Annotated in this window: 8 protein-coding genes; all 8 read right to left on the bottom strand. The window is 54.8% G+C overall.

Going from position 1 to position 16512, the window contains the following annotated elements:
- Nucleotides 1-4: 4 nt before the first annotated feature.
- The 8 genes from DQG13_RS27100 to cdaA all read right to left on the bottom strand — a co-directional run bounded on the left by DQG13_RS27100 (nucleotide 5) and on the right by cdaA (nucleotide 16384).
- Complete coding sequence (locus DQG13_RS27100; RefSeq protein WP_181593023.1) at nucleotides 5-6124, bottom strand: CBM96 family carbohydrate-binding protein; 6120 nt, start codon at nucleotides 6122-6124, stop codon at nucleotides 5-7.
- Nucleotides 6125-6238: 114 nt separating this feature from the next.
- Nucleotides 6239-7846 (bottom strand): type 2 periplasmic-binding domain-containing protein, encoded by a 1608-nt coding sequence (locus DQG13_RS27095; RefSeq protein WP_113023304.1) that lies wholly within the window; start codon nucleotides 7844-7846, stop codon nucleotides 6239-6241.
- 118 nt (nucleotides 7847-7964) lie between these two features.
- The gene (locus DQG13_RS27090) at nucleotides 7965-8840 is read right to left on the bottom strand and encodes a carbohydrate ABC transporter permease (RefSeq protein WP_113023303.1); all 876 of its coding nucleotides are present in this window, start codon (nucleotides 8838-8840) and stop codon (nucleotides 7965-7967) included.
- 11 nt (nucleotides 8841-8851) lie between these two features.
- A complete protein-coding gene (locus DQG13_RS27085; protein WP_113023302.1) occupies nucleotides 8852-9811 on the bottom strand; it encodes an ABC transporter permease in 960 nt (319 codons plus the stop codon).
- Between the two features lie 291 nt (nucleotides 9812-10102).
- Nucleotides 10103-12400: a helix-turn-helix domain-containing protein gene (locus DQG13_RS27080; RefSeq protein ID WP_113023301.1), complete on the bottom strand. Its 2298-nt coding sequence runs from the start codon at nucleotides 12398-12400 to the stop codon at nucleotides 10103-10105.
- A gap of 297 nt (nucleotides 12401-12697) precedes the next feature.
- On the bottom strand, nucleotides 12698-14038 hold the full coding sequence (glmM, locus tag DQG13_RS27075) for a phosphoglucosamine mutase (protein ID WP_113023300.1): 1341 nt from the start codon (nucleotides 14036-14038) through the stop codon (nucleotides 12698-12700).
- 128 nt (nucleotides 14039-14166) lie between these two features.
- The gene (locus tag DQG13_RS27070) at nucleotides 14167-15558 is read right to left on the bottom strand and encodes a CdaR family protein (protein ID WP_181593022.1); all 1392 of its coding nucleotides are present in this window, start codon (nucleotides 15556-15558) and stop codon (nucleotides 14167-14169) included.
- Complete coding sequence (gene cdaA, locus DQG13_RS27065; RefSeq protein ID WP_113023298.1) at nucleotides 15551-16384, bottom strand: diadenylate cyclase CdaA; 834 nt, start codon at nucleotides 16382-16384, stop codon at nucleotides 15551-15553. Before cdaA ends, DQG13_RS27070 begins: the two co-directional genes overlap by 8 nt.
- Nucleotides 16385-16512 lie beyond the last annotated feature (128 nt).

The following is a 16512-nucleotide window of genomic DNA, read 5'->3' as shown; positions in this document are numbered from 1 at the left end:
CTGCTTATTCCCCCCATATTGAATTCAAATACGCATCATCCGGCATAGGCGGCATGGGCGGATTGGTGGCGGAGAGAGTAAGGTCTACCGTCCACGACCCGGTTGCCGGCGTTTGGGTAGCCTGATAGTTGATCCGTGTATTGGTTACGGACGCCCAGGAGGACGAACCCAATGCGCCGATGATCACCGAATCAATGGCGATAAAACTGCTTCCGCTTCCGTTGAAGGCTGCTGTGCCGCCGTCCGTGGCTCCTCCTGAGAGAAAGGGATAGCGGCTTCTGGCTGCGCTTCCCGCCGCAATATAGCTGTGATCCAGGGTTAGCCCGTTCAGACTTCCTACCTGAATAGCGCAGTTGTTGCTGGCGAAGAGGGCCGCGTCGCGGAAGGTCATATTGGAGTAAGCCGCCGAACCGGCAAACTGCAGCGAATCTGTGTGGGGCTTGGGAGTGCTGGCCGCATTATAGAAATGAGGCGCAATATAGATGCCGTCGAAGCGCCATCCCTCTATGGGGCCGGAGGCCACCGAATAGAAGTCGGAAGCGTCCCCGTCCAATACCAGCGAATTCGGCATGACCACCTCGCTGAATTCCATCAGGGAGGTGGTTTGGCCTGCCAGACCATATCCCGCCAGCCAGTGGGTGACCTTGGTCCAGGCCAGAGCCGAACGGTCGCAGCCCTCCAGCTTGATCTGGTCGGCAACCAGACCGGCGAAGGCTACGCCCCGCACGTTCTTGATTTTTGCCCCGCCGGAGATCGTCACCGTGCCGTTGATAATGCCCCTGGAGGCCAGCACCTCCACTGCCCTTCGAGACCACTCCGCCTCCGCCATATCCTTGAAGGTCTTCTCCACGAAAGCAATGCCATACTGGCTAAAGCCGGCGGCTGTAAACGTCACGGCTCCTGCGGCGGGATCATATTTCCCGCTGGGTACGGGCTGGACGGCGCCGGACTCATTGATAGCCCAGATGACAAGATGCTCGTGCCTGGCCAGCTCCTCCTTAGTCGGGTTGTACGGAATAGCAACAACAACTCCTGCTTCCCCGCCGACTTTCACACTTTTGCCGTTTGCACTTATGCCCACTTGAATCAGCGGGCGGTCTCCCAAGGCCTTCCGAACATCCGGCGCAAGTCCTGATTTGTCTCCCTGGCTTACTGCGACTGCAATATCAGCCTGTTGTCCTCCCGCACCCGCCAGCTCCCGGAGCAGCGAATTGGTCAAGACCACCGAGCCGTAAGGCGTGTCAAGCAGCAGCCCATAACCGCTGTCCCCCTCCTTCAAACGGAGATCCGGCATTTGCAGCACATAGGAGCTTACCTCTTCCAGAAGCGGCATGGATATGTTCAACTGACTGCTCCCGGCATGGTTTTTAAGGAACTGCTCCAGGGTCTTGGCTTCCAGCTTGGCGGCTGCCGTCCCTTTGTTCTTGTCGACAGCAACCTCCAATTCGATGCTTGCCTCGCCGGATGCCGCTACTGCCTTGGGCTTGGCCGGTGGAGGCGCAGTTCCCCCATCGCTGCCGCCGCCCTGTGGCCGCAGCGTCGTAGCCTGAGCCTGCGGTCCGTCGGATGTCCATTGACCGCTGGCGTCTCCTGCCTCTACCTTGAAGGTATACGTCGTCCCTGCGGCAAGACCGGCAACGGTATAGCTGCCTACTGCTCCCGTCACCGTATCCAGCAGCACACCGTCCTTATACAGCTTGTAAGCCGTCACTTCTGCATCGTCCATGGCGGCGGTCCAGCTTAGCACTGTTCCGGTCTGCGTAGTGGACGCGGCGGTCAGAGCGCTTCCTGCCGGCCATACCGGCGGGGTGTTGACAACCACCGGCTCTCCGTCAATAACTGCCGCTTCGCTTGCGGCGGATACATTGCCGACAGCATCATAGGCTTTGACCGTGTAAGCATCAGCGGCCGCAAACGGCCCCTGCGCCACATATTGCGGAATGGCGGTGCGTGTTTGCGCGATCTCCTGACCATTCAGATAAATCCGGTAACCGGCCACCCGGTTGTTATCCGTGGAGGCTTCCCAGTCCAGCCGGATGCTCTCACCGGCCAGTTGGCCCGTCACATTGCCCGGCGCCGTCGGAGGCGTCGTATCCCGCTGCGGCACAAGCTCCGGCTGGCTGACCACATTCTCCCACAGGTCCTTCAGCCAGTAATACCCCATGTTGGCGTCTATCGTTACCTCATTGCGGAGCGGTAAAGCACTGCCCTTGGCATAGCCGTAATACCCGTTGGCTGCCTTGTAAATAAGATCAGTGCTGCCGATCCTGTACCGGGTTTCAATCAACTCCATGTCGGCGGCCGGCCCCGTCGTGCCGTAATAGTAGGCGGTCAACAAACTAATCAGACTGTTGTTCCACCCGTCTGCCGCATAGCCCAGATCGGTGCGCAGGCTGTTCCCGTCAATGGAGTCAAATTCCTGTGCCATGCCCATAACCCCGATATTGGGCAGCCCTTCGGGATTATTGGCGATATATCCCCGCCGGGTGCCGCCGTCGTACACCTCCGCCTTGACCGGCTTATTGTACATAATCAGCGCCCGCGCCTTCACCCATTCGAACGGCTGATCCAGCGTGTAGCCTTTAAACGTAAAGCCGTTGAACTGGCCCGACGCATTCTTGATCGAAGCCTCCAGCCCAATTCTGCCGGTGGCATTGAAGGTCCAGGCGATGCTGGACAGGCCTGCCGCCTGAAGCTGACTCATAAAATCGTTGTAATTGAAGTTTCTCAGGAAAGCATTCGACGCTTCGGCTCCGCCCAGGTAACGTGCCGTCGCCAACGCAATGCCGATGGCTCCCTCAATGAAGTTGGGATTCCAGCCTTTATTGAAATTGCCTCCCTGGTTAATTCCCGTATTGTAATTGTTCTCGTCATCATGTCCCCAATGTGCAGCCACCAGATGAGCCTGCATAATCAGGGTAATCTTATGCTTCTCCGCTTCTGTCAGCTCGTTCCAGACAGCCGGAATGGTGGAGGCCACATCGAAGGCCTGAATCGCCATGGCGGTGCCGGCGGTATCCAGAGAGCCGGATGCGCCGGGCTCACGGCCGCTGTTAGGAACCAGCATATGACGGATATGAGCCAATATCCGGTCCTTGACCACGGTGCCGTCGCTTCCTTCGTAATAAGCGTCGTACAAGGCCGCCGTCATCAGATGCATCAGAGCCGCGCCGCTGCGCTTGCTGTACCAGGCCCACTCCGTACCAAGGGTGAACTGGAGCAGCGGCTCCTTCAGCGCAGCGTCAATCGAGCTGTGACTGAACGGGAACAAATACGGGTCACGCTCCAGCGTGGTGACATTGACGATTGCGCTGGGCTCCGAGTCCTTGTCGGCAACATCATGCGCCACAACATAATAGCTGTATGCCGTCAGCGGCAATAAGTTTTCATCCACATAAGAGGTAAGATTCGTGACGGCAAGCAACGCGCCGTCTCTGTATATGGAATATGCTTTGACGCCCGAATCATCGGTGGAGGCTTCCCAGGCTAACCGGATAGCTGTTGAGGATTGCGCCCACGCCGCCAGTTGACCGGGAGGCGAAGGCGGCGCAATGTCGATCAACTCCCTCCCGTATACCTTCATCTCTGACAAGGTAACCCGGTCGTTGGCGCTGCCATATCCGAACCGGCCGGTTGTATAACGGCCTTCCGAGGCTTGCCCGATCACATCGCCGTCCAGATACACCTGAATAAGCGAACCCGTCCGGTCGATCCGCAGATCATGCACCGCTCCGGAGGTCATGATGCCAAGCTCAAAATCTGCAAGCTGCATAAGAGAATTATTCGCTACGGAAAATATGCCGTGAGTATTGTCATCATTGCTCTTATTCAAGGATACGAAGTTATAGTTGGCCTCGTCGACATAGTTGAAGACGACAGCCAGATCATCCCAATCGCCGCGAGGTGTGACGGAAACCTTGCCCGTCCATGTAAAATCGCCGATAAACGGAGTTTCATGAACAATAACATTGCGAAGGGGAGGCGAACCATTGCCTGAATAGGTGGTAAGCTTCAGGTTTCCGTCAACAATCTCCCATACAGCAGGTCCGGATTGCCCCGGTGCTGACGGGGTGTTGATCTTAACCGTCCAGTCATCCATGTTGAATTGGCCGCTCTCAATGGAGATGACCTGCGGCAAAGTCGGTGAAACCAGCAGCGTATACACCGATACTTCGGGCCCGCCTGTCCAGTTGCCTTCATTGTCTCCCGCTTCCACGCGGAAGGTATAGTGGGTTTCAGGCGTCAGCCCTCTGACGGCATAGCTCAATGTCTCACCGTCCAGAGCAGCCACCAGCTCGTCCCCGGACCACAGCCTGTACCCTGTAATCTTGCCATTATCCTTGGCAGGGGTCCAGCTTAAGAAGGTTTTGGTTTTGGAGGTGGGGCTGGCTGCCAGTCCACTTCCGGCAGGCCAAACAGGCGGATTGACTCCCGATGACGATTGAATTTCAACAGTGAAGGCAGCCGTTTTGCCTGCCGCCTGTACGGTTATGGTCTGCGCCGGTGTCGCAGCGCTGCTGTCAAAGCCGCTCACCGTGTAGTCTGTCAGCACCAATGAGGTGCCGTTCTCATAATTTCCTTTGACGATCAGGCCGGTCAAATCCAGTTCCTGCCCCACGTAATACAAGGTTTGAGACGGCGGAGAAACAATTTCGATGGAGTCCAGCTTAGGCTCAGCAGCTGTCAAGACCAGCACAGGCTCTTTTTCGGACACTTCTCTGGAATCGAAATTAATCGTTACGTTGTGGTTTTGCCCAACAAATGCAAAAGAAAGGAAGTCCGCTGATAATTGAGTTTTCACATAATCTGTCACATCAAACTCATAATATTTATTTTCTTCTCCTACTGCTGCGATAGACAGAGGAGCGCCGCTGTATTCAGGGGCATTGCTCCAAGAAAGCTCACTTTCCTTCCAGGTGCTGTCGCTGACACTGTGAATGCCTACGCCGCCCTGTCCTCCGTTACTTCGGTGCAGCAGCACAACAGCCTTTATAACCGCCTCCGGTTCTGTGACATTGATGCCGGATAAATCATACTTGAGATAAATTTTTCTGTTGGTGGTTGAATAATCATCTTTTTTTAGGGTCATATAATTTCCGCTCCCCCAATTTCCCGTCGGAGAGCCCTGCTGAATAAACGAATCGGCAATAGCCGTTAGCCTGGTATCTTTAACCGCCACAATCCGGACGGGGAATGAAGCAGTTTTCCCTTCCGCCGTTACGGTGATTATTTGATCCCCCACCGCAACGCTGCTGTCAAAGCCGCTGATTGCATAATTGGTTAACGGAAGGGATACCCCATCCGCATAATGACCGTTTACAGCCAGTCCCGCAAGATCCAGGCTCTCTCCCACAGAATAGGTGGTTTTTGCCGGAGGACTGGTGATCGAAACGGCTGCCAGCTCCGGTCCCTCAACATCCAGAATCAGCTCCGGAGGAAATTCGCCCTCCCGGGAAGAGAAGTTCACAATTCCTGCCGCTGTCGAATGTTCTGTCAGTTCAATGGCAAAGATGTGCTTCCCTTCATTGAAATCCTTTATATATTGCGGTTTCAGATCGAATTCGATCCATTTTCCAACTTGTCCCTGCGAAATAGTCTTTGTCAGATCCACATTTACTCTGATACTATCGGGAGCGCTTGCATTGGCATTGCCATCCGCTGGAGCATTATTCCCCTCCGAAATTATGCCGGCCCAAGTAAGGGACGTATCCGTCCACTCGCTGCCGACCCTTCTCACCACCATGTATGGAGGCACTGTAGTATCGTACATATACAGCCTTACCTTTGCTCCAAGGATCGTATGATCCTCCAGTCTGTCCAAACCGGCAAGATCAAACTTTAGATAGGCATTCCGGGTATCCGCTGACGCCGAGCTGTTCTGCCACCTTATCGTTAATAGCTCCGAGGTGCCAAAGTTGGTGTCTGGACTGTTTCTGTGGATATGTGCATCAGCAACCGGATGCAGCTTTACCTGCTTTTCCGCGTTGTATACGTTTTGGTAAACGCTTTCAACAATCGTTTGCCCTACGCCGCCCTCATTCGCATAACCAGTCGAAGCAAACACCGGCAATACCATGCCTAACAGCATGATCCAGACCAGCATAGAGCTGATTCTTCGCTTCATTTTTCGGATTCCCTCCATATTTCGTGATGATTCGAGCTGGCCTTCAAAGTCACATCCGGACTGCCCGCAATGCGCAATCCGGATGCAAGCCTTCATAGAAGCCAGGGGGTGAGATCAGCCCTTCTTATACCGCGCATACGCCTCGTTCTTGATCTTCAATACCTCTTCAATGCCCAATGCCTTCAGCTTTTTGATGAAGTTGTCGTAGCCGACCTCCACCTGCTCCGCGCCCAGAAGCCACTTCTGGCCGGTTTCCACCCGATAGGTTTCGATCTGCCCTTCCAGCTCCTTCAGCCGTTCCTGCTCCTGAGTGGTATAGCTCAGTTCCGGCACCTTCGCCTTTTTGTTAATGTATTTCTCGTTGTACTCATTAACCGAGGCCAGCACACCCTCCGGCATAGTCTGCTTCTCGTACCCGAAATCCTGGTGGAAGCCGATTTCCTGCTGGGCTCCCATTTTCTTCAGATTCAGCAGCACATTGCCCGTATCCAGCAGAGATTTCTTGAAGGTGGGTTTGCCATTCGCCATATCATAGGTTTCACCCTCGATCCCGTAGTTGGCTAACCGCCGCCCTTCATCGCTGAACCAGAAATCCATGTACTTGATGGTTTCCACCTGAGACTTGTTGGAGCTGGCAATTCCCCAGCCTGAAGGACTGACCGTTGCCCGGAAGTCATACCAGAAGTTGTCTCCGGTTACGCTGGCCACCGGCGCAATGGGGGCCAGGTTCATGCCGGGCACCTTATCCTTGGCCTTGGCATTATAACCGTACGTGCTGGCAAACCAGTCATGGGTGGAGCCGCCCAGATTATCCGAAAGCATAACCAGCCGGACATCTCCCTTACGGGTAAAGATTTCCTTGTCAATCAGCCCTTCCGCGTACCATTTGGCCAAATTGACCATTCCGGTTTTGTAAGCGGGATTAAGGGGATCATAGACAACCGTATCCGTCTTCTGGTCAATCTTGTAGCTGGTTCCGGCATCCCACAGATTTAGAAGCGAATAAACGCCGAAGGATTGGCGGTTAAAGTAGGGAATCTCATCCTTCTTGCCGTTTCCATTGGGATCGTTATCCCGGAACGCCTTCAATACAGTGTAGTATTCATCGGCGGTTGTCGGTGTCTTCAGGCCCAGCTTATCCAGCCAGTCCTGGCGGATAAACCAGCCTGTGGAGGCAGCCCCATCGGGGACAAAGGAGACATAATAGATTTTTCCGTCGGCAGAGGTCAGATACTTCCGCACATCCGGGCGCTGCTCCCAGAACTTCTTGATGTTCGGCGCATACTTGTCCACAAGCTCGTTCAACGCCACCAGACCGCCCTCGCCGCCCAGCTTGAAGGCATCCTCCTTCTTGCCAAAATGGATAATATCAGATAAATTACCGGAAGCAAGCATCAAATTATACGCTTCGGCGCTATTGGTCAAGGTTTTGGAGGCGGTTCCTTTTAAGGACACATTGGTCAGTTCCGCCGCCTTCTTGAATATGGGCCAATCGTCGCTGAACACCTGATCCCCGCCGCCCCCATTGCCATAGTGCATATGGATGCTCAGGGTGATCGGTTTATCGCTGGCCTTGGAGGATTTCCCTTCCGCCGAGCCAGATGGCGAGGCCTGAGTAGAGGGTGAAGCCTCCGTCTGATTCTTGTCTTGTGCGCACCCTGTCATCAAGCTTGCCGACAATGCGGCTGCCGCCGCTGTGGCGATCCATGCTTTACGATTCATGTAGTTGCAACCTCCCTTTGATTTTTGCACAGTGAACATTGCCGTTTCTGTTGAACAAGCTCTCTTTTGAGTATACACCACCTCCTTTCCGCATATGAAACTCCGGTGAAGTCTCCCCTTAGCCCTTCACAGAACCCACCATGGCGCCTGCAGTGAAATATTTTTGGATAAACGGATACACAATAATAACAGGAATGATGGCCACAACAATCGTCGCATAGATCACCGTCTCTTTGGAGAACAGTACAGTCACATCGGAGGACGCCATCATCTCCTCGGTGGGATTCATGGCCACAATCAGTCTGCGCAGGAGAACCTGCAGCGGTATCTTGCTCTCATCCTGAATCAGCACCATGGCCCAGAAATAAGAATTCCAGGTGCCCACTCCGTAGAAAAGCGATAGGGTGGCCAAGGCAGGCTTGGAGACAGGCAGATAAATCCTGGTCAGGATCTGGAGATCCGAAGCGCCGTCCACCTTGGCCGCCTCCTCCATCTCCTCCGGCACCGACTGGAAGCTGGTGCGCAGAAGGATCACCAGAAAGGTGGACGCGGCGAAGGGAATCAGCAGCGCCAGCCTGCTGTTCAGCAGCCCCAGCTGCTTGACCGTAAGGTAGAAGGGAATCATCCCCGCGTGGAACAGCATGGTGAAGGCAATGAAGAAACTGACAGGCGTCCGCCCCATGAATCTTTTTTTGGAGAGGGGATATGCCCCCATTATGGTTACCACCATCTGCAGACAGGTAGCGGCGGCCGTATAAAATACCGTGTTTCCGTATGCCCGCCAGATGCCGTCCTCATGCAGCACCTGCCGGAAAGCCTGAAGGGTGAGCTCCTTGGGCAGCAGCACAACGTCCCCGGACAATACGGCATCGGAGGAGCTGAAGGCGGCGGACACGACATACAGAAAAGGGTACAGCGTAACGGCAGCCAAAAGGGCCAAAAGGATGTAATTGCACACAGTGAAAATCTTCTCTCCGGTGGTCAGGAATTTCATGAGTCAGCCTCCTACCATAAACCGCTTTCGGTATATTTTTTGCTCAGCTTGTTGGCGCAGATCACCAGAATCAGCCCAACCACCGAATTGAACAAACCAACGGCTGTTCCCAAATCATATCGTCCGTCCTGCAGCCCTGTCCGGTAAACATACGTGCTGATGACATCCGATACTTCATAGGTAGAGGGCTGGTACAGCAAGATGATGGCCTCGTAGCCTACATCAAGTAGGCTGCCGATTTTGAGAATCAGCATGATCATGATGGTGGGAATAATGCCGGGAAGGGTGACATGAAGCACCCGCTTCCATTTATTGGCCCCGTCGATAATGGCGGCTTCATGCAGCTCCGGGTTGATGCCGGACAGAGCGGCAATGTAGATGATGGAGCCAAACCCCACTCCCTGCCAAATATTCATGGAGATGAAGATGGTCCGGAAATATTCCGGGATAACCAGAAAATACAGTTTTTCAAAGCCCAGCTTTTCCAAAAGCAAATTGATAATTCCGTTGGTCGGAGATAAAAAGTTGGTGACAAATCCGGCCACAATTACAACGGAGATAAAATGGGGCAGATAGGTCAGGGTTTGCACGGTTCGTTTGAAAACTATATTCTTCACTTCATTCAGCAGCAGCGCCAGAATGATGGGTGCCGGGAAGGCAAATATCAGGCTGTACACACTGATGAGAATAGTATTTTTCAATGTCCGCAGAAAATAGGGTCCCTGGAAGAAAGCAATAAAATTGTCAAAGCCCACCCACGGGCTCCCTGACAGCCCCCTGTAGATGCTGTATTTCTTAAACGCCATCTGCAGTCCCAGCATGGGATAATACTGAAAGACCAGATACCAGGCAATAAACGGGAGGATGATCAGATAAAGAAAGCGGTCTCTTTTTACATTGCGCCATATCCGCCGCCAGATGCCCGCCACGGCCCCCGCCTGCGGCTGCTTCAAGGCTGCCTTGGTATTCATGGATATGCTCCACTCCTTCTCTTTGCTGTCTTTTGCTCCGGCTGCGCCGAGCTCATGGCGCATCAATCGACGATTGGCTTTGCGGTCCGGGCCACGACTGAAGTGTAGCATCGGGTGCCAACTGCCGTAAATCGCTATTATTTTGATGGATCACGATCCTTTTGGTAGGGCGGAATATTGATTTTTTTGATGATTGCAACCTTGCGGAAGCGCTTTCAAAAAATCGGTGTTTGCCCTGCTTCCTCTCTGTAATCGAAAGAAAAAACCCGCGGCGCTTGGCCGGGGTTTGATTTAATCCCTGCGTTTGGCATATTGCCCCGGGGGAATGCCCTCATATTTTTTGAAGATGCGAATGAAGGTGTTCACATTGTTGCAGCCCACCATTCCGGCTACCTCCTGGACGCTGTATTCCTCCTCCGCATTCAGAAGCTCCTTCGCCTTATTCACCCGGTACTGGTTCAGATATTCCTTGAAGTTCTCGCCGGTATACTTCTTGAACAACAGACTGATGTAGCCCAAAGAAAGGTTCATCTGCTCGGCAATGCCCGACAGGGATATATCCTCGTTAAAGTGCGCATGGATAAGGTCCAGAAGCTGCGTGGCCACACTGTGGTCCTGTTTCTCGCTTCTGCTGGCCATTCCCTCCATGATGGCGGCAAACACCTCGTGAATCCGTTCCCGCACCCGTTTGATATTCCCCGCCTGCTTCAATTCATCATACAGGGATTCCTGTCCGGCCAGCTCCCGGTATTGCTTGTTCAGCTGGCTCAAAATCCGCTGCACCGTCACATCCATGGAAAAGACGAAGCGCCCCAGGTTTTCCCCGCCGGCATACCCCTCCTTCAGATTTTCATCCAAAATACGGTTCAGCGCAGCATGCGCCTGTTCGGCCTTCCCCTGAAGAACATGGCCAATCAGCTCCCGCTCCAGCTCCAGCGGATAATAGACGGACTCCGGCTTTTGCGGAAGCACATCATTGACAGTGATCACCGTATTCTTCTCCAGGGCAAACCGCTGCTCCAAAAGACGCACTGCGTCCCGGTAGGATTCCGCACTCTGGGCCAGAGTGATGACCGGCTTGCCGATTGCCGCTACCACGCGGATTTCCATGTCCGCCTCAATGCCGGACAAAATATGAGTGAACACCCGCTTCATCCGGTCCAGCTGCTGGTCCCGGACAATCAGCGCATGGCGCTTATGCTCCAGTTCCACTAATTCGTAGTGGAATTCCCTCTTGACCTCCTCCAGAATAATCCGGAAGATGCCGGACTTGATTTCCGCTACCGTCTCTATGGGGAACTGCTCCTCCAAATCCCGGGCGTCCACCAGCTCTATCACCACTACGGTAAGATCGCGCCGAACATGCTCCAGCCCGTATTTATCCGCATATTCCCTGACCTCGGCTTCTCCGGCAATACCGTACAGAATATTGCGCAGGAAGTGGTCCCGCAGGGAAAGCCGGCTGTTCCGGATGGTTTCCTTCAGACTGTCATTCATCCTGGAGATGTTCATGGCTGTGGCGGTAATAAAGGACATATCGTCGACGCTCTCCGTTTCCTCCTCTCCCGGCTCCTTCTTGCCCTGATCCAGTCCCCTGAACACAGTCAGCACATTCTGAATGGGCTTGTAAATATTCCGCGAGGCCAAAAAGGCCACTCCCGCCCCCAACGCCAGCAAAAGCCCGAAGAGCAAGAGGGAATGCACCAGCAGACCGGACACCTGCGGTTGCCACGCATACCCCGACACCAAAAACAGATAACGGACGTTGGGCAGAAGGGAAGATTCCAGCACATGAAGCTGATCATCCCCATACATACTCACAAAGGAGCCTCTCCGCTCCTTGGCCGCAGCCAATGCTCCATCCGGAAATCCGGACCCGGACCGGGCCTCCTTCACATCCATCAGCCGTTCCCCCGCCAGTACCCCGATGCTCTGTACCTGGCTGTCCAGCTTGGGAAGATCGGGATAAAAGCCGGATTGGAAGAAGGAAATCACGAACAGCAAATCATTTTTGCCGCTAAGCTCTTTTTTCACAAAGGAAAGGGAATCGTACCCGTAATTTTCAGTTTCGGAAAGCTTCTGCCGAACCAGCAGAATATCGGAATACTTCGGCTCCATGGCGTAGGCTTCGATCTCCTGAATATCCCGGCTGGACAAAACCAGCTCCCCGTAATATTTGTCCTTGTCGATGGTGCCGAAGGTCGTGATGACCAGACTGTCGTTGGGCTTCATCACATCGATCCGGTAGCCGTAGTTTTCAAAGGCTTCCCGGTTCTCCTTCAGCTGCTGCAGCGCCAGCGTAATATTGGCATAATTGCGGACCGTGTCATTGCTGTAATTCTGGAAGTATTCCGTCCGTTTCAACTGGTACACAAGATTAAAGGCCACCTGCAGCCGGACGTCCATCTGCTCCCGCATCTGTTCCACCGCTCTTTCGGCGTTGGCATCCCATTCCCGGGAGAGGGCCTGGGCATTCTTGAACATGAGAAACCCCGCGGCAATGGTTGCATACAGGCAGACAATCAGAATGCATATGAGATACACTTTGATGAAAAATGATTTTCTTCGCGTATCCGCCGCTCTGGACATTGCGTATCCCCCTTCTGCCGGTCGGCCCTGTTAAGTAAACGCTGTCACGCCTGCACCTTCTTCATCCTAAGCCAACTTGCTGCGGCTGTAAAGGGCGCCTGACGGTATTTCGGCAATAAAATCGAAGCCGCTTCATATTCAAAAGTGATAGAAAACGATTACAAAATAATCGATACGGTAAAAATTTTGATGATCATTAAAGGGCTGTCGGCGCGGCTCTCGCCGATGTGGCGAAAAAAGCCCGCAGCTTCCTTCGGGAGGCTGCGGGCTTCAACATATGATTATAGGATAGAACGATTAGACCAGCTCCCGCTGCACAACCTCGACAATCTGGTTCACATAAGCTTCTACCTGATTCTTCTCCGGTCCCTCCGCCATTACGCGGATGAGGGATTCGGTACCCGACGGACGAACCAGCACACGGCCGTTGTCCCCCAGCTCCCGCTCCACAGCAGCGATGGCTTCGTCAATGGCAGTGTTGCCCTTGTACTTGCTCTTGTCCGCTACCCGTACATTGACCAGCACCTGCGGGAATTTGCGCATGGAGGCCTTCAGTTCTGACAGCTTCTTGCCGGATTTTACCAGCGTATCCACCAGCTGCAGTGCCGTCAGGATGCCGTCGCCAGTGGTATTGTAATCCAGGAAAATCACATGCCCGGACTGCTCGCCGCCCAGATTGTAGCCGCCGCGGCGCATCTCTTCCATTACGTAGCGGTCGCCTACGGCGGTCTGCACCGCGTTCAGCCCCAGCTCCTTGACTCCCTTGAAGAAGCCGATATTCGCCATCACGGTGGTGACCACAGTGCTGTGGTTCAGCCGTCCCGCCTTGTTCATGGCATCGCCGCAGATGGTGAGGATATAGTCCCCATCCACCTCTTCCCCTTGGTCGTCGATAGCAATCAGGCGGTCGGCGTCGCCGTCGAAGGACAAGCCCAAATCCGCTCCGTGGCGGCGGACCTCCGCAATCAGCGCCTCCGGATGGGTGGAGCCGCAGCCGTCGTTGATGTTCAGGCCATTGGGGGTGGCCCCGGTGGCAATCACCTCTGCGCCCAGCTCCCGGAAAACCCGGGGAGCCAGCTCATAAGCGGCGCCATTGGCGCAGTCCAGCACAATCTTCAGGCCGGCGAAGGAGGAGGTCACCGTTTCCTTCAGGAACTGCAGATAAGCCAGCTTGGCCTCCGGCTCCTCTCGGACCGTGCCCAGATCGGCGCCGATGGGACGGGGCAGCTCATCTGTTTCCGCATCCATCAGGGCCTCGATTTCCAGCTCCGTATCATCCAGCAGCTTGTAGCCGTCGCCGCCGAAGAACTTGATGCCGTTGTCCTCCACCGGATTATGGGAGGCGGAAATCATCACGCCCGCATCCGCTCCCAGCTTCCGGGTCATATATGCAACGCAGGGGGTGGAGACCACGCCCAGCCGGATCACATTGGCGCCGATGGACAGCAATCCCGCCGTCAAAGCGGCCTCCAGCATCAGCCCGGACACCCGGGTATCCAATCCGATCACAATTTTGGGATGCCGGGTTTGTTTCGTTAGCACATAACCGCCGCAACGGCCGATCTTATAGGCCAGCTCCGGCGTCAATTCCTGATTGGCAATGCCGCGTACTCCATCGGTGCCGAAATATTTCCCCATTTGAATTCTTCTCTCCTTTATATGTCTGCAAACTTGCAGGAAAGCCCAGTTGTCATTACGTTATGCTGCCGGGCGGCGGCTGGTGACCGCCCCGCCCGATTTGCCCGCTCCCGTCGCTCCGCCGCCCGTCAGGGCGAAGCCGAGGCGGCGGCAGCCGATGCGGGAGGCGGGGATGCGCTGGCGGAGGGCGTCACCGTAGGCGTTGGCTGTGCCGACGCCGAAGCCGGCACATCCGTAGGCGTCGCCGCCGGGACTGGCGTTGGCGTTGGTGTAGGAGTCTCTGGAGTCGGAGAAGCCTCCGGCTTGACCTTGGGCGTAACCTCCACCACCGCCTTATTGCCGTCCAGCCGCTTGACGAATTGCGGCAGGCTGACATTGATGGGCAGCTCGTAGCTGCCGGCGCCGAGATTGCTCACATTGGCCTGGGCCGTCACATCCTGCACCCGCAGGCGCTCGATAATGGCCGGCGCCCCTTCCACAGTGATGCCCACCAGTCCGCTGGCGGGAGCCGTCAGCTTGACATCCACATTGGCCTGGGGCGTGCTCAGGGTAAGCGGAATGCCCTCCAGCGTCTTGGTGACAGAGGGAACCACCGTCACCTTCACCTCCAGCTTGGCAGGATCCACCCTCAGCTGCTTGTTCTTGACGGGAATTTCCAGGGAGAACACCCTGTCCTCCTTCAAACCGGTCAGGTCGATTTCCACCCCGTCATAAAAGTCCATTTTGTCCAGAAGATCCTGTGTCCCGTACACATTCACCTGCTCCACGCTCTGGGCAATGGCGGATACGGCGAAGCCTGAGGCCGGCTGGCCGATCCACTTGATCTGCAGCGGCATGGCCTTCACCGGCAGAGTAATCGGCACCTCCACCTCCAGCACAGGCGGGCTGATGGTGCCCTTGACCTCATTGCCGGCTTTATCGTAGGCGGTGAGCTTCACCTTTTTCACCACGTTCTGGTTGGCTCCGTCCACGCTGATGGTGGCTCTGGCGGATTCGGCGCTTTCGATCTTGCTGGCCGGTCCGGAGATATACACCCGGCTGGGATTCATAACAGGGGTTCCGGCTCTGAAGCCCGCCGCCGGCTGCCCGCTGAGATCAATCTGCACGGGGATTTCCTTCATCTTCTTTTCTTCCATAACCACTTTGACCTTGTTGGGCACAATCTCCAGGGTAATCCCCTTGGGCAGCTCGGACTCGGTGGTTACCGGAAGCTCGTAGGTGCCTGCGGTCAGCTTGCTCAGGTCCGTTACCAGCTTGAGGTTGCCGGGGTTCATTTGCCTGATTCTGACGGCGTCCCCCTTCATAGTGACGGTTACCTCGGCAGGTTCAATGGAAACGATGCTGTACTGCGTCTCATCATAAAGGGCCTGTACCATCACATTGGTGACGGTGTTCTTGGAATCGGTAGACGACACGGCCGTATTGGATTGCACATCCAGATGGACCACCACCCACAGCAGAATGCCGATGCACAGGGCCACAATCCGGACCACATTGGTATTGCTCAGCCACTTATCCAATGGAGCCACCGCCTTTCCGCTTCCAGAAGGAGTTCTTTTCCCGGGGCTGGCTCTTGGGAGGCCGTAGCTCCGCATACAGCTTGGAAATCAGCGACTCCTCCCCGATATCCCGCACGATCTGGCCGTTCAGCGCCAGGGAAATCTGCCCGGTCTCCTCGGAGACAATCACCGAAATCCCGTCGGATACCTCGCTTAACCCGATGCCCGCCCGGTGCCGGGTTCCCAATTCCTTGCTGATGAACGGATTCTCGGACAGAGGCAGATAGCAGCCTGCGGCCATAATCTGGTTCTGGCGGATAATGACCGCCCCGTCATGAAGCGGGGTATTCGGAATGAAAATATTGATCAGCAGCTCGGAGGTAATGTCCGATTTCAGAGGAATGCCGGACTCGATATAATCCGTCAGGCCCGTCTCCCGTTCGAAGACGATCAGGGCGCCGATTTTGCGCTTGGATAAGTGGTTTACAGTTTTGACGATTTCGCCGATCCTTTGGTTCACTGCATGCTCCTCATCGGAAGCCGTCCGGGTGAACAGCTTGCCTCTTCCCAACTGCTCCAAGGCTCGCCGGAGCTCCGGCTGGAAGATGATAATGAGGGCCATCATCCCGTAGGTGAACATCTGGTTCATCAGCCATTGCAGCGTGTTCAGGTTGAACAGAAAGCTCAGGGCCCACGCCAGCAGCACTACAAAAATCCCCTGCAGCAGCTGAATGGCCCGGGTGCCGCGGAGGACCAGAATCAATTTATAGATCACATAACTGACAATGAGTATGTCAATAATTTCCTTGATTGATCCCCTAAAGGTGAGATCGCTGAATATCTCCATATATTTGGCATCCCCCGAGGTCCTTATCTCTTTTTACGAAACGGGCTTGCAGCCCTCATTTCATCATAACAAATTTTCAAACAAAAAACCTCCCCTTCATAAAAATCTAAGGGAAGGTTAATCATTTT

It is taken from the genome of Paenibacillus sp. YN15 (genome assembly GCF_003285005.1).
Classification (GTDB): domain Bacteria; phylum Bacillota; class Bacilli; order Paenibacillales; family NBRC-103111; genus Paenibacillus_AR.
Note: the sequence above shows the minus strand (reverse complement) of the source record. Positions and strands in the feature narration are given on the sequence as shown.

Bases quoted from the DNA above. Each gene is read 5' to 3' on its own strand.
- DQG13_RS27085 (WP_113023302.1), bottom strand. From the start codon at position 9,811: ATGAATACCAAGGCAGCCTTGAAGCAGCCGCAGGCGGGGGCCGTGGCG.
- glmM (WP_113023300.1), bottom strand. From the start codon at position 14,038: ATGGGGAAATATTTCGGCACCGATGGAGTACGCGGCATTGCCAATCAG.
- DQG13_RS27080 (WP_113023301.1), bottom strand. From the start codon at position 12,400: ATGTCCAGAGCGGCGGATACGCGAAGAAAATCATTTTTCATCAAAGTG.
- DQG13_RS27100 (WP_181593023.1), bottom strand. From the start codon at position 6,124: ATGAAGCGAAGAATCAGCTCTATGCTGGTCTGGATCATGCTGTTAGGC.
- DQG13_RS27095 (WP_113023304.1), bottom strand. From the start codon at position 7,846: ATGAATCGTAAAGCATGGATCGCCACAGCGGCGGCAGCCGCATTGTCG.
- cdaA (WP_113023298.1), bottom strand. From the start codon at position 16,384: ATGGAGATATTCAGCGATCTCACCTTTAGGGGATCAATCAAGGAAATT.
- DQG13_RS27090 (WP_113023303.1), bottom strand. From the start codon at position 8,840: ATGAAATTCCTGACCACCGGAGAGAAGATTTTCACTGTGTGCAATTAC.